The organism is Nocardiopsis sp. TRM 82005 (assembly GCF_056312425.1).
Map to the genome: position 1 here is coordinate 97,505 of NZ_JBWDTQ010000018.1, position 20,687 is coordinate 118,191.

Here is a 20,687-nt window from a genome sequence, read left to right on the forward strand (position 1 = left end):
CACGAAAAGGCCACACCCCACCACAAGAAGGCCGCGAACAGAGCCAAACTCTCCCAATGGCCCTCTCAAACCCACCATTTCGGCTTCCCATCACAGCCAAAGGCACCCTTTGCTCACGCCACAACCAACCAGTGCGCGTGCCCAGCCCCTCAACGCCGAGAACGAGCCCCCCGGCCCAGGCCAGCAGCGGCAAGCGGCCATGGACGTGCCGTGAGCCGCCGGCCCGCCGTGCTCACGGGGTGAGCCACCGGTCGAACCAGGCACGGGTGCGCTGGAGCATGTCGATCTGGTTCCGCCGCCCGCGCACCGCGTGTCCCTCGCCCGGGTAGGTCACGAACTCCTGCTCCACCCCGAACCAGCGCAGTGCCCGATGCAGGTAGACGGCCTGCCCCACAGGCACGTTGGTGTCCTCCTCGCCATGCAAGACCAACACCGGGGTGCGAATGCGAGAGGCGAAGGAGACGGGGCTGACCGCGTCATGGGGATGCGGGCCCGGCCCCTCCCAGCCGACACTGCCGCTCAGCCCCGCCTCGCTGGCCCCGTACTCACCCGTGGCGGCCAGCATCCCCCAGTCACTGACACCCGCGCCCACGACCGCCGCGAGGAACCGGTCGGTGCGTCCCACCGCCCAGGCCGCCATGAACCCCCCATGGCTCCACCCGCCGATCCCAAGCCGGTCGGGGTCGGCCACACCCGACTCCACGAGCAGGTCGATGCCGTCTTCGATGTCGGTCCACTCCTTGGCCCCCAGCGCGCCCACCACCGTCTCGGCGAAGGCCCGCCCGCGCCCCTGACCGCCGCGGGGGTTGGGCAGGAACACCGCGTACCCGGCATGGGCCAGCCACTGGGCGGGGACGTCGAAGCTCAGGGCGAACTGGTCCACGTAGCGACCATAGGGACCCCCGTGCACCCACGTGACCAGGGGAAAAGGACCCTCGTCGAAGGTGGTGCCCACGGGGGTGAGCAGCAGTCCGTCGAGCGCGAGCCCATCACGGGCCTGGTAGGACAGCCGCTCCCTGACGGCCCAGGTGAAGCGGTCGAGTTCGGGCCACAGGTGGGTGAGCCGGGTCAGCGGGGCCCCGGGGGGCCCGGCGTGCACCTGGCGGGGGTCCTGGGCGGTGGCGGCCACCGCCGCCACACGGCCTCCGGTGCGGTCGCAGGTCAAGGACTCCAACAGCCCAGGGGCGCCTCGAAGTGGCACGAAGCGGCGGGCGCGGGGGTTCAGACGGTGGATCTCGGTGTCGAGCCCATGGGCGAACAGGGCCAGCGGAGGCCCTTCCTCGACCTGGGCGAGCTCGATCGGGCAGCGGTCCATACCCTCGGTGAGGTTGGTGCGCCCCCGGGCTGCGGGGGTGGCCAGCAGGTCGAACACGGCCTGCCCGCCATCGGGGCCCGGATCCATCGCCAGATAGGACAGGTGCCAGCGCCCGCCCCCGTGCCACCACACGGGTGAGTGCGCCTCCCAGCCGGCCTCACCCAGGTCACTGACCTGACCGGTGTCCGGATCCACCAGGTGCAGGTCCCACCGGGGGCGGACGGGGTCGAGGCCAGAGCCCGGCTGACTGATCACGGCCAGGGCACCCCGGTCGGGCCGGGCGGCCACCTCCAACACGTGGCGCTCGCCCAGGCCGGGCACCGTGCGCACACGGCCGGTGCCCGAATCGAGCAGGACCAGCCGGTGGTGGGGCTCGGGCCCGCCCCACACCCGGGGGGCCCGGCCCCCGGCGCCGGGGTCACCGACCACCACCGCCACCGTCGCGCCGCCATGCAGCGGCAGGTGGTCCACCGCCCCGCCCCCAGGGCCGGCCAGGGCTTGGGCCCCGGTCCCGTCGGGGTTGATCCGGTGCAGCCGGGGCGTGTCCCGCTCCGGCCCGGACCTGCCGGAGAGGAAGTACAGGTGCTCTGAGTCCGGAGCCCACCGTGGCCTGTGGTCCCATGCGGTCCCGTCGGTGAGCCGCAGGGGCGCGGTGGCGGCGTCGGCGGACACGACCCAAAGGGCACTCACCGGGCGCGCCGAGGTACGGCTGAGGGCAGTGACCGCATAGGCCACCCACCGCCCGTCGGGGGACAGGACCGGGTCCAGGGGGATGTGCCCGTCGGTGACGACGGGGGCCGTCAGGGGTGGGGTGGGCATGGGTGACCTCTCACGTCGGGGGGTGTCCTCCGGAAAAAAGCCCGGTCACGACAGCGGGGTCCGCGCACCGGACACAGCGGCGCCGTCACCGGCCCCGCCCGGGCCGCGGCTCCACCGCCCAATCCTGGAGCCATCCTCCTCGCCCCGCCACCAACGCACAAAAAAAAGGGGGTGTGGTCCAACCCCCAGGTTCGCCCCCCCCGACCAGACCGGCTCAGGTCGAGAACTCCTCAGCCAACTGCTCCGTGCGCTCCTCACGGCGCGCGAAGACGTCGTTGGCCATCTCGTTCATCTTCTTCAACACCCGCTTGCGCTCTCGCGTACTCAACCGGTCCACGTACACCCGGCCCAACGTGTGGTCGGTCTCGTGCTGCAAACACCGGGCGAAATACCCGCTGCCACTGACCACCACCGGCGCACCGTCACGGTCCACGCCCCGCACCGTGGCGTGCTCGGCCCGGCCCAGATCCGCATGCGGGCCCGGCACCGACAAGCACCCCTCGGCCTCTACCACCACCGGGTCATCCAGGTCGCGCTCGTCCAGGACCGGGTTGATCACATGCCCCACATGCCGCACACCCTCATCATCAGGGCAGTCGTAGACGAACAGGCGCAGGTCCACACCCACCTGGTTGGCCGCCAACCCCACACCCTCGGCCGCGTACATCGTCACGAACATGTCGTCGATGAGCCCGCCCAGCTCGGCCCCGCCCAACATCTCCTCAGGGACCTCGGTGTTGCGCCGGTGCAACACCTCCTCACCCGTCACGGTGATCCGCCGCACCCGCCCCCTGGCAGCCTCCGGAGCCAGCTCGGGAAAGTCCGCGACCTCTCGGCCCTGGACGACAGCGGCAACCTGGGCAGGCCTGGACTGCTCCGACATGGTCCTACTCCCACAACGCACTCAGCACGACAACAGGTGGCACACCACCACCGGCACCACCGCAAAGCCAGCTCAACGGAACCAGGAGTTCCCCTGGATCAGACACCGAGCCAAGTAGTCACGCAACGACACCACTACCAAGCGCCGCCGGTCGCTCTCATGATCCCACACCACGATCCCCGGACCGTAATCAGTGTGCACGTAGGCGAACTGCGGCCCCATGTCCGAATCACCGAAGAAGATCATCTCGTCGAAGGGCGCGTACAACTCCAGGTAGTCCGGCTCCCGGCGCATCGCCAGATTGTCCTCCACCAGACGCCGCGCACCCCACACCACCTCATCCCCGTACTCGTTGGTCACCCCGTCGGTCTCCCCCAACAGTGAGGCCAACTCAAAGGGCAGGGGCAGCATCAGGTGCTTCTCGACCTCGGCCAGGGTCACCTCGTCGACCGGATCTCTCAGATCGGCCTCGGGATACATCTCCAGGATCAGTTCACGCCACACACTCTTGATCATCACAGGTCGTGGCAAGACACGGGAAATCGTCGACGGCGAGTTGCGCCAAAAACCCGGACCAGCCTCTGCGACACCACCACAAACCACCACCAGGCCCCCGCCGAAACCAACCCCGCCCCACGACGCGCCACACGACCCCGCCACGCGCCAACCATCCCACCCCGCCCACAACCACCCCACAAGCGCAGAACAACCACGACGCGCCACCTACGTCACCATGCGTGCACAACCCATCACACTCACACACAATGGCCCCATGACCACCACACAGCGCCTGCTCGCCGCCACCACACTCACCGCGGCCCTGACCCTGACCGCCTCCACACACGCCACCGCCCAAACCGACTACCCCGGCCACACCACCAGCAGCTACGTCCCCCTCACCAACACCACCCCCACCCAAGCCCACCAACACGGCTGCACCGAAGGCCGCACCGGCACCACCGGCCCGCGCATCCTCTTCTTCGGCACCCAGGAAAAGGACGACACCCTGCGAGAACCCGGCAGAGCCGCGAGCTCCACCACCCCCCGCGCCCCCTACACCAAAGCCGCCCAATACGCCCACCACTGGGCCCAGGGCTTCACCGAATGCCGCACCAACCAAGCCACCACCCACCTGGCCCTGGGCGTCAACAACAAAGACGACAGCACCATCACCGGAACCCACGCCGGCCAACGCTGGGCCCACCTGGTCACCACCGTCCAGGACAGCTCCACCACCGACGCCGTAACCATCACCACCGCCCTGGACGCCGAACCCTCCTGGTCCACCCCCACCTGGGCCCGCGACTGGCTCACCGCCTACACCAACGCCACCAACACCCCCCTCTACGCCGCCAACTCCGCCGACTCCTGCCCCACCACCACCTCAGGCGACTGCGCCAACGGATGGACCCTGGCCGACGTCCACCACATGGCCGGAGCCGGCAACCCCCACGTCCACGTCCTCCCCCAGATCTACCGAACCGACGGCATCCAAGCCCGCCAATGGGCCAACATCAGCCGGTGGGGCCACACCCACACCGACGACCCCCTCCGCTTCGCCGGAGCCCTGTCCCAACACACCGCCTGCCAACAGCGCAGCTGCAACAACACCGACAACACACCCCAGCAAGCCTGGACCCAGCTCAAAAACGCCCTCAACGCCCACCAAAGCACCCGCGTCGACACCCTGGGCCCCGCCACCGACATGCGCTGGCCCTGACCCGGCTCCGACCAGCACCAAGGGCTGACGACAACGACCACGCGACCGGGTCCGCACCGCACACCGCCGTGCGCCTCACGCGCGAAGCCCCAAGCACGGACCCGCGCCCCCGCAGTGAACACTCCCGCCCCCAACAACCCCGAAAAACCCTTCCGCGCCACTCCCAGCCAACCGAACAGGGCCAGCACGCAAGAAACCGTGCACCCCCAACCGGCGCACAGAAGCAAAGAACACCACCACACCCCCGCCCCCACCAGGCCAGCCACGCTCCCACCCCCGCCCAACAGGGGAGCCACCACCACCGCACCCCACAACCGAAAGCGGCACAATAGACCCCAGCACCCACAACGCAGGAACGGAAGCACCACCCATGGCCACCGCACCCCACCACCGCGCAGGCCGCCTCACCACCCTGGCCTACCTCTTCCTCCTGCTCTCCCAAAACATCGCCGCCCTACTCCTCCTCCCCCTCGTCATCATCTCCGCCGTCCTCACCCTCACCTGGATCGGCCTCCCCTTCGTCATCCTCATCGGCACCCTCCTACGCACCCTCGCCCACAGCCAACGCCGCACCATCGCCCACCTCCTCCCCAAAACACCCCTCGCCTCCGCCTACCGACCCATCCCCCCAACAGGCATCACCCACCGCGGCAGCACCATCATCACCGACCCCGCCACCTGGAAAGACCTCCTCTGGCTCATCTCCGGAGCCGCCAGCATCACCCTCATCGCCGCCCCCGCCACCCTCCTCCTCCACGGCACCTACCAACTCCTCTTCGCCCTCGATCTGACCAGCCCCGCCCTCTACGACACCTACACACCCACCACCCCCCTACACCAACTCCTCCTCCTCGCCCCCGCCACCCTCCTCATCACCCTCGGCTACCTCCTCCTCACCCCAGCCACCAACACCTACCTACGCTTCAACCGCCTCCTCCTCGCCCCCTCCGAAAAAGCCCGACTCACCGCCCGCGTCGCCCACCTAGCCACCAGCCGCGCCAACACCATCGACACCCAAGCCTCAGAAATCCGCCGCATCGAACGCGACCTCCACGACGGCGCCCAAGCCCGCCTCGTCGCCCTCGGCATGAACCTCGGCATGGCCGAACACATCGTCGAACAAGACCCCGAAACCGCCCGAACCATGCTCACCGAAGCCCGCGAAACCACCCGCCACGCCCTCACCGAACTCCGCGACCTCGTCCGCGGCATCCACCCACCCGTCCTCGTCGAACGCGGACTCCACGGCGCCGTCCACGCCCTCGCCCTCACCCACCACCTCCCCATCACCGTCACCATCGACCTCCAAGGCCGCCCCGCCGACCCCGTCGAATCCGCCACCTACTTCGCCATCGCCGAACTCCTCACCAACACCGCCAAACACGCCAACGCCACCCACGCCTGGGTCCACATCAACCACGGCCGCAACCGCCTCGTCACCACCATCACCGACAACGGCACCGGCGGCGCCGACCCCACCCCCGGCAGCGGCCTCGCAGGCATCCGCAGGCGCCTGGACGCCTTCGATGGCACGATGAACATCACCAGCCCACCCGGCGGCCCCACCATCGTGACCCTGGAGATCCCGTGCGCGTTGTCATCGCCGAAGACCTTGCCCTCCTCAGGGACGGCCTGATCCGCCTCCTCCAAGCACATGACTTCACCGTCGTCGCCGCCCTGGACAACGGCCCCGACCTCCACAAAGCCCTGACCGAACACAAACCCGACGTCGCCGTCGTCGACGTCCGCCTACCCCCCACCTTCACCGACGAAGGCCTCCAAGCAGCCATCTCCGCCCGCGCCCAGATCCCCGGCCTGCCCATCCTCGTGCTCTCCCAGCACGTCGAACAGCTCTACGCCCGCGAACTCCTCTCCGACGACACCGGAGGCGTCGGCTACCTCCTCAAAGACCGCGTCTTCGACGTCGGCCAGTTCATCGAAGCCATCCGCCGCGTCGCCGACGGCGGCACCGCCATGGACCCCGCCGTCATCTCCCAACTCCTCGCCCGCCAGGACCAGAGCGGCCCCCTGGCACAACTCACCCCCCGCGAACGCGAAGTCCTCTCCGAAATGGCCGAAGGCCGCTCCAACTCCGCCATCGCCGGACGCCTCTACATCACCGAAAAAGCCGTCAGCAAGCACATCAACAACATCTTCACCAAATTCGACCTACACCCCTCCTCCGACGACAGCCGACGCGTCCTAGCCGTCCTGGCCTTCCTCAACAGCCAATAGACACAAAAAACCGCGGCCCCCGACCACTCGGTCGGGAGCCGCGGCCCACACACCTCAACTACTACTGCTCACGACGCACCCGGTACAACCCGTCAATCTCCTCCGAGAACGCCCGCAACACCGCCTCACGCCGCAACTCCCCCGAAGGCTGCACCAGCCCCGACTGCACCGTGAACTCCTCAGCCAACACATGGAACGACCGCACCGCCAAATGCCGCGGCACACTCCGATTGGCCTCATACACCAACCCCTGCACCTCACGCAGCAAATCACGGTCCCCCGCGATCTCCTCCGGCGCCATCGACAACGGCCGACCGTTCACCAACCGCCAGTACTCCAACTGGTCACGCACCAACGTCACCAACGCACTCGCGAACGGCCGCCCCTCCACGATCACCAACACCTGACTGATCAACGGATGCGCACGCAACCGCGCCTCGAACTCCCCCACCAACGACGCGTCCCCGCGCTCCTCCACCGGCTCCACCACCGGCAACGCCTCAGTCGACGCATCACTCGCAGGCTCCACCACCCGAGCACGCACCACGGGCCCACGCGCCACGAACCGCCCCGGCACCTCCACCGTCGCCGCCTGCGGCCGCAACCGGCCCAACACCCTCACAGCCCCGTCCGCGTCCACATCCACCGCGAACCCGGTCGCCAACCACCCCTCACGAAATGCACTGCGCGAAGCCTCCCCGTCATCCCAATAACCCGAGAACACCCCGCCACCACGCACATGGGCCTCACCCTCACGCGACACCCACAACTCACGTCCACCCAGAACACGCCCCACCGTCCCCGGCGAACGATCCCCCACAGCACCAGCCACGAACACACCAGCGGTCTCAGCCGTACCAAACGCCTGCACCACCGGCACCCCCACACCCCCGTAGAAGGAGTCCAACCGCTCCGACAGCCCACCGCCCCAGCACACCGCCAGATGCACCCGACCGCCCAGCATCTCCCGCACCCGCGCGAACTGCCAGTCATACATCGACCGCGACAACCGCTGCCAGGCACCCTTCTTCGGCGACCGGTCGAACTGCACCGCCGTATCCACCGCCGAATTGAACGTGCCCAACGAGTCCCACCCCGTCGAGCGCGCACTGCCCTTCTCGCCCTCGAAGACGCCCTCCAACATCCCCGCAGAACACACCAGCACCGTCGGCTTGAACGCCTCAGCCTGCCGCAGCAGACCAGCAGCACCGGCCAGCCCCACACGCACCCGGCCCACCATGCACGCCACCAACGACGCCAACCCCGAAATCTGCGACAACGGCAGATCCAACAAAGCGCTCGCCCTACCCGCAGGCAACTCCGACACCCGCGGCCACATCCGATCAACCAGATCCGCCGCCGAAGACAACAACGCCCCGTGCGAAAGCACCACACCCCGCGTCAACCGCGACACCGTACTCAACGGATACAGCACCACCGCCGCGTCCTCAGCCACCGCCGCATCCCGCCGAAACCGCACCGACGACGCATCCATGTACGCCCCCAGCCGCACCAAATCAGCCAGACCAGCATCCATCCGCCACACCCGGCCCAGATCCGGCAACTCCCGCTGCAACCCCGACACCGCACGCAGCAACCGCTCACCCTGAACCACCGCCGCCGCCGGACGCGTCTGCCGCACCACATGCGCCACCCGCTCCACCGACACCGACTTCGGCAACGGCACCAACACCGCACGCACCGACCACACCGCGAACGCCAGCCGCACCCACTCCTGATGCGAACCCGAAACCACCAGCACCCGGTCGCCCTCGCCCACACCAGCCGCAACCAGGCCCTTGGCGGCAGCCGTCACCTCCGTAGCGAACTCACCAGCCGTCACCCGCTCCCAACGGCCCCGATCCCCCCGCACCGAAAACACCTCAGCACGCGGATCATCAGTCGCCGCCGCATAAACCAGATCGCTCAGCCCGGAAAGACCCCGAGCCCACGTACCAGGGGTGACACTCGGTCCGCCCATAACCCACTCATCCTCTGCCACATCGGAAGGCGGGCACCCAGGCCCGCCTCAATCGGGGAATTGCGACCTACTGTGCCCATTTCCCCACCACACGGCAACCCGGAACGACGAACCACAACCCCCAGGATCCTCGGGTCATCGGACCTTCGAACGCACCGACCACACATACGCCGCCAACGCCAACCCAGCCGCAGACACCATCACCAACGACATACTCACCAACGACGGCTCACCCGAAGCCGTCAACCCCGCCAGCGACGCCACACCGCCACCCAACGAGAACTGCAACGCACCCATCAACGCCGAAGCCGTACCCGCCACCGAGGAAGGCTGACCGTCCAGAGCCGTCACCGTCGCGTTCGGCATGATGAACCCCACGCTGAGCATCATGAACGCCAACAACGCCCCGACCACCCACAAAGCAGCCACACCGGTCAGCGCCAACACCACCAGCACACCCACCGACACCAAGGCCGCCACCAACCCCAGGCCCAAACGCCGCAACGTCTCCACCCGGCCGACCAAAAACCCGTTCACCTGCGTCCCCGCCATCATCCCCAGCGCGTTCAACGCGAACAACCCCGCATACAACTGCGGCGAAGCACCAAACTCCGTCTGCGACACGAACGAGAACGCCGACACATACGTGAACAACATCCCGAAACTCAGCCCCAGCGTCAGCACCGGACCCACAAAACGCGGCTGACGCAACAAACCCGCCACCGTCGACGCCAACGCACGCGGACCCCGACGACGACGCTCCTCCGCCGGCAGACTCTCCGGCAACCACAGCAACACCAAAACGAAACTCAGCGCCGACATCACCGCCAGCACCCAAAAACTCAACTGCCACGGACCCACCAGCAACAGCTGCGCACCCACCAGCGGCGCCAACAGCGGCGCCAACATCATCACCAGCGCCAAACGCGAGAAGAACCGCACCGCGTCATCGCCCTCGAACAGGTCACGCACCACCGCACGCGCGATCACCGCACCCGCGGCACCAGCCATACCCTGCACGAACCGGAGCGCGATGAACAGCGTCACGTCCGGCACGAACACACACAGCACCGACGTCGCCGTGAACACGGCCACGCCCACCAACAGCGGACCGCGACGCCCCCAGGCGTCACTCATCGGCCCGATCACCAACTGGCCCAGCGCCAACCCCAGCATCATCGCCGTCAGCGTCAGCTGGATCCTCGCCTCACTCGTCCCCAGGTCCTGGGTGATCTGAGGAAAGGCCGGAAGGTACATGTCAGTCGCCAACGGCCCCGTCGCCGTCAGCACACCCAGAACCATCACCAGCAAGGCGATCGACTTGCGCGAAGGCGTCCAGGCGCGGCTCCCTGCCGGGGTTGACTCGACCGCCCCCTGCTCAGTGTCCGTGGAGGGGGAATTCGGGGACTGCACAGGCGCTCCAGTTCGGGAAGGTTCGAAAGCGAAGAAGAAGCCGGAAGGGAGGCCTCCCCACGGCGGGTCCACTCCATACCAACACCCGAACCCGCAGATCGCCTCCCTTCCAACCCCCAAACACCTGTGATGTCCGTTACGACCCGGACCGTTACCTTACGAGCCGGTCCAGCAACCGCACGACCTCAATCTCCGGGTCCTCCGTCAAACCACCGTGAATCGGCCCTGGCTGCACGATCGTGCTCCGCGGCGCGGTCAGCCATCGAAACCGCTGCCCCGGCCGCTCACGACCGGCCGCACCCGCCCCCGTACCACCACGGCACATCACCTCGACCGCCTCCAGCGCACGCCGCACACCGGCCACGTCCACCCCCGGGTCCACAGCCAGCAGCCGCCCCTCGTCCAACGAGGAACGAGCCGCCAAGAACCCCCGCTCCTGGCAGTACACGACCACCCCGGCGTTCACGCACTCACCGCGCTCCACACTCGGCACCACCCGCAGCAGCGCGTACTCGAACACCGCGCGGTCACGCTCCTCACCCACACGGCCGGTCGTCACCGCATCGCTGTAACGCCTCACCCCGTCACCTCCGGCAGCCAGGACCGGTCGGCCACCCGCCCCAGCAGGAACCGCACGTACGCATCACGGACCTCCTCGGGAGAGTCGAATCCCGGCTCCCCCGTCAACCACTCGTCGGGAACCAGGTCCACCACACCTCGCAGCAGACCTTCCTCCACCAGCGGGGCCAGAGCGGCGTCCGCGGCGGCCAGATCCGGGGAGGAACCCGAGAGCACGTGGTCGGAGGCGTCGTAGGCCCGGGCGACGAACCTGTCGGCGTTGGCCCAGTTGTGGTGGAAGATCAGCGTCGCACCGTGGTCGATCAGATACGGCCTGCCATGCCACAGAAGCATGTTCGGGTTGCGCCAGGAGCGGTCCACGTTGCCGGTCAGGGCGTCGAACCACAGCACCCGCCCGGCGAAGTCCCGGTCCACCTCGAAGGTCAGCGGGTCGAAGCCGAGCGAGCCCGGCAGGAAGTCCATCCCCAGGTTGAGCCCGCCACTGGCCTTGAGCAGCTCCTGCACCTCGGGGTCGGGTTCGCTGCGGCCGATCACCGCGTCGAACTCCACCAGGGCCAACTCGGGGACCGGTAGCCCCAGGGCCCGACCCAGTTCACCGGAGACCACCTCGGCCACGAGCGTCTTACGCCCCTGGCCCGCCCCGAGGAACTTGACCACGTACATCCCCAGGTCGTCGGCCTCGACCAGCCCTGGGAGCGAACCTCCTTCGCGCAGCGGCAGCACGTACCGCGTCGCGATCACCTTTTTCAGCACGCGGACCAGCATAGGCACCGCCCGAAGCCGGCGCGTCCGTCACCCGCGCAGCCGGGAAGCGCCACCCCGAACGACCAGAGGTCTGAGCCGGACGCAGACGGGAGCACCGGCCCGGCCCGACTCCCCCATCACGCGCACTCACCACGGGCCCGCTAAACGACGCTGAACACGTTCCAGGTATCCACCCACCACGGCAGCGACACGCCGAAACGGTTTCAAGGGAGAGTCTGGGAAAGGGGCGGCGTAGCCGCGCGATGTTTGAACTTCCTTGTTATTTGTTCTTAGAAAAATAACCGCTGCCTTTACGATGTAGATTTCTAGTAGGTCAACGGGGGCTGCGGGGCCTTGTCTCCATGCCTTCCCGCGCGCCCTAGAGGTTGTCCTCGGGTGCTTCTCCCCACTCTCCGTCACCCTCGCCAGGTGAGGGCATCGGCACGGAAGGGCTCCCCTCCCCGTCCTCCTCGGCCGGGCTGGACCCCTCCCCCGGCTGGCCCTCCGGACTCTCCTGCGCCTCCGAAGGCGACATGGACCCCGGCATATCCGGTTGCGGGAACTGCAACATCCACCAGTACAGCAGCGACACCAGCAGCAGGAGCAGCACCAGGACCAGGCCCAGTCCGCCGATCAGCCACCAGTTGCCCTCCCCCGCGGCCACCGCGCTGTCCCGCCGCCCGGTCCAGGGCGCCCACCGCACCGAAGCCGTACCGCGCGAACCCGCCCAGTGCGGCATCACCACCGGGCCGCGCGCAGCCACCCGTCCCGACCGCGCCGCCGCCTCCAGGAACTCCTGTGCCGAGGCGGACCCCTCACGGTGCACCGCCACCCACAACGCCGAACGCCCGTGCGTGCGGGCCGCCACCACGTCCGTACTGGCGCGCACCGCCTCGGCGAAGCGTTCGCGCGCAGTACCGTCACCGGCGGCACCGGAGTCCAGAACGGCCACACTCACCTGGTTCCCGGCCCTGTCCCGGCCCAGGTAGACCACCCCGAGGGAGGAGTCGCGCAGCCGCCCCAGCAGTCGGTAGCCGCCCAGCTGGCGCGGATCGCCCTCGTTCAACCCCATCGTGGGAACCGCCATGTCATTCCCCTCTCTGCCCGCGCCCGTCCGCTTCGCCGCGTTGTGTACCGGACTGGTGCCCGTGGAGCGGGTAGTGTCACCACAGGTGAGGATCCACAACCTATCCGGTGCCCCCGCGTCGGGGCTCCCTGCTAGGAAGGCGGGACATGGCAGAGACCGGAAACGGCTCCGCGCCCTCCTCGGGCCCCGAGAGCTCCCCGGGTGAGCCGACCAGGCTGCTGCGCGCCGCGCTGCACGAGGTGTCCACGGTCATCGTGGGCCAGGAGCGCATGGTGGAGCGTTCCCTCATCGCCCTGGTCGCCAACGGCCACTGCCTGATCGAGGGCGTGCCCGGTATCGCCAAGACCCTGGCGGTGTCCACCCTGGCGCAGGTCACCGGCGGCTCCTTCGCCCGCGTGCAGTTCACCCCGGACCTGGTGCCCTCCGACATCATCGGCACGCGCATCTACCACCCCTCCACCGAGAAGTTCGACGTGGAGTTGGGCCCGGTCTTCGCCAACTTCGTACTCGCCGACGAGATCAACCGCGCCCCCGCCAAGGTGCAGTCGGCCCTGCTCGAGGTCATGGCCGAACGGCAGGTGTCCCTGGGCGGTACCACCTATCCTCTCCCCTCCCCGTTCATCGTCATCGCCACACAGAACCCGGTCGAGTCCGAGGGCGTGTACCCGCTGCCCGAGGCCCAGCGCGACCGGTTCCTGATGAAGGTCAACGTCGGCCACCCGCGTGCGCACGAGGAGATGGAGATCCTGCGCCGGATGTCGACCACCCCGCCCACGGCGCACCAGGTACTCGACCCCGTCACCCTGAGCGAGCTACAGTCCGACGCCCAGCGCGTGCACGTCCACCAGCTCATCGCCGACTACGTGGTGCGGTTGGTCATGGCCACCCGGGAGCCGGAGAACCACCAGATGCCGGACCTGCGCCAGGTGTTGGAGATAGGGGCCAGCCCTCGCGCCAGCCTGGGCCTGGTCTCGGCCGCGCGGGCCCTGGCCCTGCTGCGCGGGCGCGACTACGTGCTGCCCGACGACGTGCGGGTGCTCGCCCACGACGTCATCGCCCACCGCCTGGTACTCACCTTCGACGCCCTGGCCGACGGAGTCACCGCAGAGCAGGTGGTCGACCGCATCCTGTCGACCGTGCTCGCGCCGCGGGTGATCTGGGACGAGCCGCCCAGCGGTGAGACCGCCTCCTTCGCCTCCCCGAGGTGAGACCCGTGACCAGTCCCGCGATCGGCACCGACCCCCGCCTACGCGCCGCGCTGCGCCGTCTGGACCTGCGCATCGTGCACCGTTTGGAGGGGCTGCTGCACGGTGAACACCTCGGCCTGCGCCTGGGACCGGGCTCGGAGGCCGCTGAGGCCCGCGTGTACCAGCCGGGCGAGGACGACGTGCGGCACATGGACTGGTCGGTCACCGCCCGTACCACCATCCCGCACGTGCGCGACCTGGTCGCCGACCGCGAGCTGGAGAGCTGGACCCTGCTGGACCTGTCACCGAGCATGGACTTCGGTACGGGCCTGCGTTCCAAACGCGAGGTGGCGGTCGGCGCGATGGTGGCGGCCAACCTGCTCACCCAGCGTGTGGGCGACCGTTTCGGCGCCCACTTCCTGCACCAGGGCAAGGTCCGGCGCTGGCCCGCCCGCTCGGGCAAGGAGGCACTGCTGGCACTGCTGGCCACCGTGGCCGCGGCGCCGACCAACGACGAGCACACGCCCTCCCCGCACCAGGCCACCCTGGCCGACGCACTGTCCGACATGGTGCGCACCCGCCGTCGTCGCGGTCTGCGGGTGGTGATCTCCGACTTCCTGGACACACCCGCCTTTGGCGGCGAGATCGCCTGGGAGCGTCCGCTACGGCAGCTGTCACTGCGCCACCAGGTACTGGTGGTGGAGGTGGTCGACCCACGTGAGCTGGACGTGCCCGAGGTGGGCGACGTGGCCCTGCGCGACCCCCGTACGGGCAGGGTGCGTGACGTACGGCTGACCCGGTCGGTGCGCGAGCGCTACCGCCAGGCGGCCGCCGACCAGCGCTCGGCGGTGCGCGAGGCACTGCGCCGGTGCGGGGTACACCACCTGTTGCTACGAACGGACCGGGACTGGGTATTGGACACGGCACGGTTCGTCATCCACCAGCGACGTACCGCGCACCACCTGGCCCGCCACACTCCGGGGGCGCCCGGGTGAGCGGGGAGGGTCGCCATGGGACCGAACGAGGGCGCGGGGTCCGACCCGCGGGACAGAGCCTACGCACGGGGGACTGAGCGATGACCTTCCTGGAGCCCCAGCGGCTGTGGTGGCTGCTCCTCATCGTGCTGCTGGTCGGGGCGTACGTGTTCGCGCAGAGTCGGCGACGCGAGTACACGATGCGCTTCACCAACCTGTCACTGCTGAACCAGGTGGCACCGCACCGGCCGGACGTGCGCAGGCACGTCCCGGCGGCGCTGTTCACGCTGACCTTGGGTGTGCTCATCACGTCGATGGCGATGCCCGCGATGCCGGTGGAGAAGCCGCGCGAGCGGGCGACGATCATGGTGGCGGTGGACGTGTCGCTGTCGATGGCGGCCACCGACATCGACCCCGACCGCCTGAACGCGGCCAAGGAGTCGGCGCAGGGGTTCGTGGAGACTCTGCCGGACCGGTTCAACGTGGGGCTGGTGGCCTTCTCCTCGACGGCCACGGTGGTCTCCTCCCCCACCCATGACCACCAGGCGGTGATCGGGTCGATCGAGAACCTACAGCTGGGACCGGGTACGGCGATCGGTGAGGGCGTGTTCGCCTCGCTGGAGGCGATCAGCAGCTTCGACGAGGACTCCGAGCAGGACCCGCCCCCGTCGGCGGTCGTGCTCCTGTCGGACGGGGAGAACACCAGCGGGCGCGACATCTCACAGGCGGCCTCGGTGGCGGTCGAGCAGGAGGTACCGGTGTCCGCGATCGCTTTCGGCACCGGTGCGGCGATGATCGAGATCGACGGCTACCAGGTACCCGCCGACATCGACAAGGACGCGCTGATCGGCCTGTCACAGGACACCGGCGGTCACTTCTACGAGGCCGAGAGCGAGACGGAGCTCAACGAGGTCTACGAGAACATCGGCTCGTCGTTGGGCACCGAAGTGGTGCACGAGGAGATTGTCACACGGTTCGTGCTGGTGGCGATCGTGCTGGCCATGGCCACGTCGATGACGTCATTGCTGTGGTTCCAACGGATCCCGTGAGCTCGCAGGCAGCCCCGGGCTCCCCCACCGCCCTCTGCTGGTGACTTGGGTCACATCCTTTTAGGTGGGGTTTACACCCTTTCCGTCATGTCCACGGGTTAGCGTTGGCATGTTTTGTCCTGCCCATTCACTTGAGGAACGATGCCGAACACATCCGCAGCACCGACGGCGATCTGCTTCGACCTGGACGACACCCTCATCGACGACCTCGCCGCGTCGTCCGCGGGGCTCCGCGCGGTCATGGAACGGCTCGGCCACCCGGACTTCGGTGCCGCGCGCAGTCTGTGGGACGTACAGACCGAGGTCTCCTTCGGCTCCTACCTGCGCGGACACCTGAATCTGGAACAGCAGCGCCGCGAACGCATCCGCGCCCTGGCCGTCCAGGCAGGCCACACGGACATAGCCGACCAGCACTGCGACGACCTCTACCGCCTCTACCTGGACGTACACCGCTCGGCCTGGCAGGTCTTCCCCGACGCTATCCCCTCCCTGAACACCCTGGCCTCGTCCGGATATCGCCTGGCCGTGGTCACCAACGGAATCGAGGCCTTGCAGCACGCCAAGTTGCAGGCCCTGGAGCTGGCCCCCTACTTCCACGCCGTGGTGTGCGCCGACACGGCCGGGACGGGCAAGCCCGACCCGCGTATCTTCCGCACCGCCGCCCAGCGCCTGGGAGTGGACCCCACCGCCTGCTGGCACGTGGGCGACCAGATCCAGGCTGACGGCGTGGGCGCCGTGGCCGCAAGCATGCACCCGATCATGGTCGACCGCCGGGGCCAGCAGCGCTTCGACGGCGTGACCACCGTCACCGGACTGGACGAGCTGCTGCACATGGTCGGTCTGCCCAGCAGCGTCCCCGCGGCGGGAACGCTGTGACCCTCCCCTCCCCCGTCGGGGCTGGGCGACGCGTCACCGCGCACCTGGTCACAGGGACCGCCGTGCTCGGCACACGCGTGCTGTTCGGGCAGGACCCGGCGGACGTGGTCCGCGACCTGGGCGGCCTGTCCCCGCACACGCCCCTGCGCGCGTTGGACGTGCTCACCGAACTGGCACGGGCTCCCGACGGCACCTCCCTGCACATCGACCGGGTGGTCTTCGCCGAGGCCGGAGCCGAACCGTCCTGGCCCTCGGCCGCCGCCGGGACCGGGCTGTCGCCCTCACCCGCCGAACTGGCCGAGGAGGAGGCCCCGGCCCAGGGCCGGCCGCGGCTGCGCCGGTTCGCCTCCTACGGAATCGTCAGCGACCCCGCGGGCCGTGTGCTGCTGAGCCGGATCGCCGAGGGATTCCCCGGCGCCGGTACCTGGCACCTGCCGGGCGGCGGCGTGGACGCGGGCGAGGACGTACGCGCCGCGCTGCGGCGCGAGGTGGCCGAGGAAACCGGCCAGCACGGCCAGGTCGGCGACCTGATCACCGTGTCCAGCCACCACCGTGGCCAGCCCGGCGACCACGAGATCTACTCGGTGTGGGTGTTCTTCCACGTGTTCGTGGCCGAGCCGGGTCCGGCCCGGGTGCTGGAGGAGGACGGCTCGACCGCCGACTGCGGCTGGTTCACCCCCGAGGAGGTGGCCGGGCTGCGGTTGTCCACGACCGCTCTGCGCGGTCTGGCCTACCTGGCGGAGCACAGCCGCATCTGAAGGGTCCCGCCCCGTATCCGGAGCAATGCCCCCAACGTTAGAAACGCAGGCCGAACCGCTCTCGCAACCACCACAGGCCCGCGCCCAGCGCCAGAACCGCCATGCCGGTGATGACCGCGGGCAGCGGCAGGCTACAGGCCAGGACCACGCACCCCGCCAACCCGGTCAGGGGCACCACCAGCGGCGGTCGGGGCTCGTCGGGTCCCAGCCGCAGCGCTGAGGCATTGGTGATGGCGTAGTACACCAGGACACCGAAGGCGGAGAAGGCGATGGCGCCGCGCAGGTCGGTGATCAGGACCAGGACGATGACGAGCGCGGCGACCGACATCTCGGCTCGGTGCGGCACCCCGAACCGCTCGTGGAAGACGGCCAAGGAGCGGGGCAGGTGCCCGTCGGCGGCCATCGCGGCGGCGGTCCTGGAGACCCCCAGGACCAGGGAGAGCAGGGCGCCCAGGCTCGCCACGGCGGCACCGGCGACCACGACGGGGGTCAGCCAGGGGAACCCGGCGACCTGGACGGCGTCGACCATCGGGGTGTCGGTGGTGGACAGGCGCCCACGGCCCAGCACGATCAACAGGCCGGTACCGATGACCAGGTACAGCAGGAGCACGCCGCCCAGGGCCAGGACGATGGCCCGGGGGATGGTGGTCTCGGGATCGCGGACCTCACCGCCCAGGGTCGCCACGCGCGCGTACCCGGCGAAGGCGAAGAAGACCATCCCAGCGGCGCCGAGCACACCGAAGGAACCGGGCCAGGGCCCCAGGCCCTCCACCTGGGCGACGGCTGCCAGGCGCCCGCTGAGCACCATCGCCACGACCGCGGCGACCAGGACCGCCAGGACCAGGACGAGAAGGACCTTGACCACCAGGGTGGAGCGCTTGACCCCCCGGTAGTTGAGCGCGGTGAGCGCGAGCACCGCGGCCACCGCCACGGGCCTCTCCCAGCCGGGCAGGAGGTAGGCGGCGAAGGTCAGTGCCATGGCGGCGCAGGAGGCTGTCTTGCCGATGACGAAGGACCACCCCGCCAGGTAGCCCCACAGCTCGCCCAGGCGTTCACGTCCGTAGACGTAGGCGCCACCGGACTCGGGGTGGCGGGCGGCGAGCCTGGCCGAGGAGACGGCGTTGCAGTAGGCGATGAGACCCGCGATGAGGATGGCCACGGGCAGCCAGGCGCCCGCGCCGAGCGCGGCCGGAGCGAAGACGGTGAACACTCCGGCGCCGAGCATCGCGCCCGCGCCGATGGCGACGGCGTCCACGGTGCCGAGGACACGGGCGGGCCTGGCCTGGGATCCGGAAGAGGTGGGCAACGGGTCTCCTTGCGTGAGTGCTCCCGGCGCGCGCCGGGCGGTAACACGCCTTCACCCGGGACCTCCGGTAGAAGCGCGGCGCTACCTCGGGACGTGACGGCGGACCTCGTGCGCCCGGCTGGCGCACTCTCCCCCGCCACGGCCTGGTCAGGCACGACGCGGCGTCCCGGCCCCGGAGGGCCGCGACGCTCCTCCGCCGCTCGGACGGCGGTCGTACCCGACTTCTGAGTGTGCCCGATCCCGGTGACCTTCGGACGCAGAAAACCCATGGCGAAGGTGGCTGCTTCCGGTCCAGGCGGTGTCGGCCCGGCCTCACCCGCCGCGGCAGAGCCGGTCAACGCCGAGGGCCCGGACCGGTACCGGTCCGGGCCCATGCTCTCGGGCGGCCCGCGTGAAGCGGGGACCGCGGGGAGCGCCCCGTCAGGTGGGACGCCACGGGACACCGCTGTGGTCGTTGATGTCCTCGGCGGCGACCTGGCGGAGCTGGCGCGAGAGGTCGGACAAGGCGCGCGAGACCGCGAGCTCCTCCCCGATCTCGGGTACGTCCAGGTCCGTGGGGTGCTTGCGGGCCATCCCGTGCCCCCTCAGAGCCGTTCCGTCATCAGCCACCAAGCCCACCTCGGCCCAGGTCCGCGCGCTGTCCCCCTCGGACTCCTCGGCGACCACGACGTCGACGTTCCAGCGCTTCATCGTCTGCATGGCATCGGCCCCCTCTGCGTTCACGCCCACGCCCTCGGGCAGGTGTTCGATGTGCGCGTCCGGCCCCGGGTAGATCAGGTCGTCGTGTCCTCGCTCCGCGTCGGACCAGTGCACCTGGTACGGGGGTGATCCGTCGGCCCCCCGCACTCCGGTGACGACGCCCGTCCTGCGGTGGGTGTCGGCGCGCGGGCTCTCGACTACCAGCCGGTCTCCTACCTGTGCTCGCATGGGTTCTCCCACAAACGTTGGGTACCATCATCTTCGGCACTTCGGCCGCCGAGGTCCGAGATGTTGGAGATTTCGTTCACACGGGTGTACGAGGTTTTTGCCCGATGCGGTGTGCCACTCGGTCCCTGGTAGCGTCACGGCGTGGCCCAGCACTACTTCGACTCCGACCCGGGCGCCGCCAGCCGCCCCTCCACCGCAGACCTGGTCCTGCCGGACCTGCACCTGCGGCTGCGCACCGACCGAGGCGTCTTCTCCCCCGAGAAGGTCGACCTCGGCACACGGGTACTCCTGGAGACGGTCCCGGCACCGCCCGCCCGGGGACGCCTGCTCGACCTGGGCTGCGGCTACGGCCCCATAGCCCTGACCATGGCCTCACGCGCGCCGCGGGCACGGGTGCTGGGCGTGGACGTCAACGCCCGCGCCGTGGACCTGGCTCGGCTCAACGCCGCCGAACAGGGGTTGGACAACGCCCGCTTCACGGTTGTGGGGTCCAAGGGCGCTCCGGCCGAGGGCGAAACGACGAGGGATGCCCCGGTCGGGGACGAGGCGGGGACGCCCCTGGCCGAGGACCTGCTCGGCCCCTTCGACACGGTGTGGTCCAATCCGCCCATCCGGGTAGGCAAGGACGTGCTGCACACGATGCTGCTCACCTGGCTGGGGCGGCTCACCCCGGAGGGTGTGGCCTACCTGGTGGTACAGCGCCACCTGGGTTCGGACTCATTGCAGAAGTGGCTGGACTCGCAGGGGCTGCCCGCCGAGCGCGTGGCCTCACGGGCCGGCTACCGGGTGCTCGCGGTACGCCGATCGAAGGATTGAAGTTCCTTTTGCCAGGAT

At 69.3% G+C, this 20,687-nt stretch carries 19 protein-coding genes; 9 read left to right on the top strand and 10 right to left on the bottom strand.

Translation table 11 applies throughout. The features are described from left to right. Positions 1 to 232: 232 nt before the first annotated feature. The 3 genes from AC0T5L_RS15140 to AC0T5L_RS15150 form a co-directional block, all read right to left on the bottom strand. Entirely contained in the window at positions 233 to 2,134 is a 1,902-nt protein-coding gene (locus AC0T5L_RS15140) for a S9 family peptidase (RefSeq protein WP_476166110.1), read from the bottom strand. Between the two features lie 214 nt (positions 2,135 to 2,348). Then, positions 2,349 to 3,017, bottom strand: coding sequence for a peptide deformylase (gene def / locus AC0T5L_RS15145; protein ID WP_476166111.1), 669 nt, complete (start codon positions 3,015 to 3,017; stop codon positions 2,349 to 2,351). Between the two features lie 72 nt (positions 3,018 to 3,089). After that, on the bottom strand, positions 3,090 to 3,533 hold the full coding sequence (locus AC0T5L_RS15150; protein WP_476166112.1) for an SMI1/KNR4 family protein: 444 nt from the start codon (positions 3,531 to 3,533) through the stop codon (positions 3,090 to 3,092). A gap of 256 nt (positions 3,534 to 3,789) precedes the next feature. Between AC0T5L_RS15150 and AC0T5L_RS15155 the strand changes: the two genes are divergently transcribed. The 3 genes from AC0T5L_RS15155 (at position 3,790) to AC0T5L_RS15165 (ending at position 6,972) form a co-directional block, all read left to right on the top strand. Next, a complete protein-coding gene (locus tag AC0T5L_RS15155; RefSeq protein WP_476166113.1) occupies positions 3,790 to 4,737 on the top strand; it encodes a hypothetical protein in 948 nt (315 codons plus the stop codon). 370 nt (positions 4,738 to 5,107) lie between these two features. Beyond that, positions 5,108 to 6,373: a sensor histidine kinase gene (locus tag AC0T5L_RS15160; RefSeq protein WP_476166114.1), complete on the top strand. Its 1,266-nt coding sequence runs from the start codon at positions 5,108 to 5,110 to the stop codon at positions 6,371 to 6,373. Then, the gene (locus AC0T5L_RS15165; protein ID WP_476166115.1) at positions 6,325 to 6,972 is read left to right on the top strand and encodes a LuxR C-terminal-related transcriptional regulator; all 648 of its coding nucleotides are present in this window, start codon (positions 6,325 to 6,327) and stop codon (positions 6,970 to 6,972) included. The genes AC0T5L_RS15160 and AC0T5L_RS15165 overlap by 49 nt, the downstream gene beginning before the upstream one ends. Before the next feature lie 61 nt (positions 6,973 to 7,033). Here AC0T5L_RS15165 and AC0T5L_RS15170 read toward each other — a convergent pair whose 3' ends face one another. The 5 genes from AC0T5L_RS15170 to AC0T5L_RS15190 all read right to left on the bottom strand — a co-directional run bounded on the left by AC0T5L_RS15170 (position 7,034) and on the right by AC0T5L_RS15190 (position 12,776). Next, positions 7,034 to 8,953 carry an AMP-binding protein gene (locus AC0T5L_RS15170; protein ID WP_476166211.1) on the bottom strand — a complete coding sequence of 640 codons (1,920 nt, stop codon included), beginning with the start codon at positions 8,951 to 8,953 and terminating at the stop codon, positions 7,034 to 7,036. Between the two features lie 135 nt (positions 8,954 to 9,088). Continuing rightward, positions 9,089 to 10,366, bottom strand: coding sequence for a multidrug effflux MFS transporter (locus AC0T5L_RS15175; protein ID WP_476166116.1), 1,278 nt, complete (start codon positions 10,364 to 10,366; stop codon positions 9,089 to 9,091). A 151-nt stretch (positions 10,367 to 10,517) separates the two neighbouring features. Then, complete coding sequence (locus AC0T5L_RS15180; protein ID WP_476166117.1) at positions 10,518 to 10,946, bottom strand: DUF3037 domain-containing protein; 429 nt, start codon at positions 10,944 to 10,946, stop codon at positions 10,518 to 10,520. Further along, positions 10,943 to 11,710 (bottom strand): HipA family kinase, encoded by a 768-nt coding sequence (locus AC0T5L_RS15185; RefSeq protein ID WP_476166212.1) that lies wholly within the window; start codon positions 11,708 to 11,710, stop codon positions 10,943 to 10,945. The genes AC0T5L_RS15180 and AC0T5L_RS15185 overlap by 4 nt, the downstream gene beginning before the upstream one ends. Before the next feature lie 358 nt (positions 11,711 to 12,068). Beyond that, the gene (locus AC0T5L_RS15190) at positions 12,069 to 12,776 is read right to left on the bottom strand and encodes a hypothetical protein (protein WP_476166118.1); all 708 of its coding nucleotides are present in this window, start codon (positions 12,774 to 12,776) and stop codon (positions 12,069 to 12,071) included. Positions 12,777 to 12,922: 146 nt separating this feature from the next. Here AC0T5L_RS15190 and AC0T5L_RS15195 point away from each other — a divergent pair, with 146 nt between their 5' ends. The 5 genes from AC0T5L_RS15195 to AC0T5L_RS15215 all read left to right on the top strand — a co-directional run bounded on the left by AC0T5L_RS15195 (position 12,923) and on the right by AC0T5L_RS15215 (position 17,620). Further along, positions 12,923 to 13,984 (top strand): AAA family ATPase, encoded by a 1,062-nt coding sequence (locus AC0T5L_RS15195; protein WP_476166119.1) that lies wholly within the window; start codon positions 12,923 to 12,925, stop codon positions 13,982 to 13,984. A gap of 5 nt (positions 13,985 to 13,989) precedes the next feature. After that, positions 13,990 to 14,958 carry a DUF58 domain-containing protein gene (locus AC0T5L_RS15200; RefSeq protein WP_476166120.1) on the top strand — a complete coding sequence of 323 codons (969 nt, stop codon included), beginning with the start codon at positions 13,990 to 13,992 and terminating at the stop codon, positions 14,956 to 14,958. A gap of 80 nt (positions 14,959 to 15,038) precedes the next feature. Further along, a complete protein-coding gene (locus AC0T5L_RS15205; RefSeq protein WP_476166121.1) occupies positions 15,039 to 15,986 on the top strand; it encodes a VWA domain-containing protein in 948 nt (315 codons plus the stop codon). Positions 15,987 to 16,127: 141 nt separating this feature from the next. After that, entirely contained in the window at positions 16,128 to 16,862 is a 735-nt protein-coding gene (locus AC0T5L_RS15210) for an HAD family hydrolase (RefSeq protein WP_476166122.1), read from the top strand. Then, positions 16,859 to 17,620 carry an NUDIX hydrolase gene (locus tag AC0T5L_RS15215; protein WP_476166123.1) on the top strand — a complete coding sequence of 254 codons (762 nt, stop codon included), beginning with the start codon at positions 16,859 to 16,861 and terminating at the stop codon, positions 17,618 to 17,620. Before AC0T5L_RS15210 ends, AC0T5L_RS15215 begins: the two co-directional genes overlap by 4 nt. A gap of 37 nt (positions 17,621 to 17,657) precedes the next feature. Here the strand turns inward: AC0T5L_RS15215 and AC0T5L_RS15220 are convergent, their stop codons facing one another. Together AC0T5L_RS15220 and AC0T5L_RS15225 are read right to left on the bottom strand one after the other, a co-directional pair. Next, complete coding sequence (locus AC0T5L_RS15220; RefSeq protein WP_476166124.1) at positions 17,658 to 18,926, bottom strand: APC family permease; 1,269 nt, start codon at positions 18,924 to 18,926, stop codon at positions 17,658 to 17,660. Positions 18,927 to 19,346: 420 nt separating this feature from the next. Then, on the bottom strand, positions 19,347 to 19,853 hold the full coding sequence (locus tag AC0T5L_RS15225; RefSeq protein WP_476166125.1) for a dsRBD fold-containing protein: 507 nt from the start codon (positions 19,851 to 19,853) through the stop codon (positions 19,347 to 19,349). Between the two features lie 141 nt (positions 19,854 to 19,994). On the opposite strand from AC0T5L_RS15225, the gene AC0T5L_RS15230 reads away from it, so the two are divergent. Further along, positions 19,995 to 20,669, top strand: coding sequence for a class I SAM-dependent methyltransferase (locus AC0T5L_RS15230; protein WP_476166126.1), 675 nt, complete (start codon positions 19,995 to 19,997; stop codon positions 20,667 to 20,669). The last annotated feature ends 18 nt before the right edge of the window (positions 20,670 to 20,687 follow it).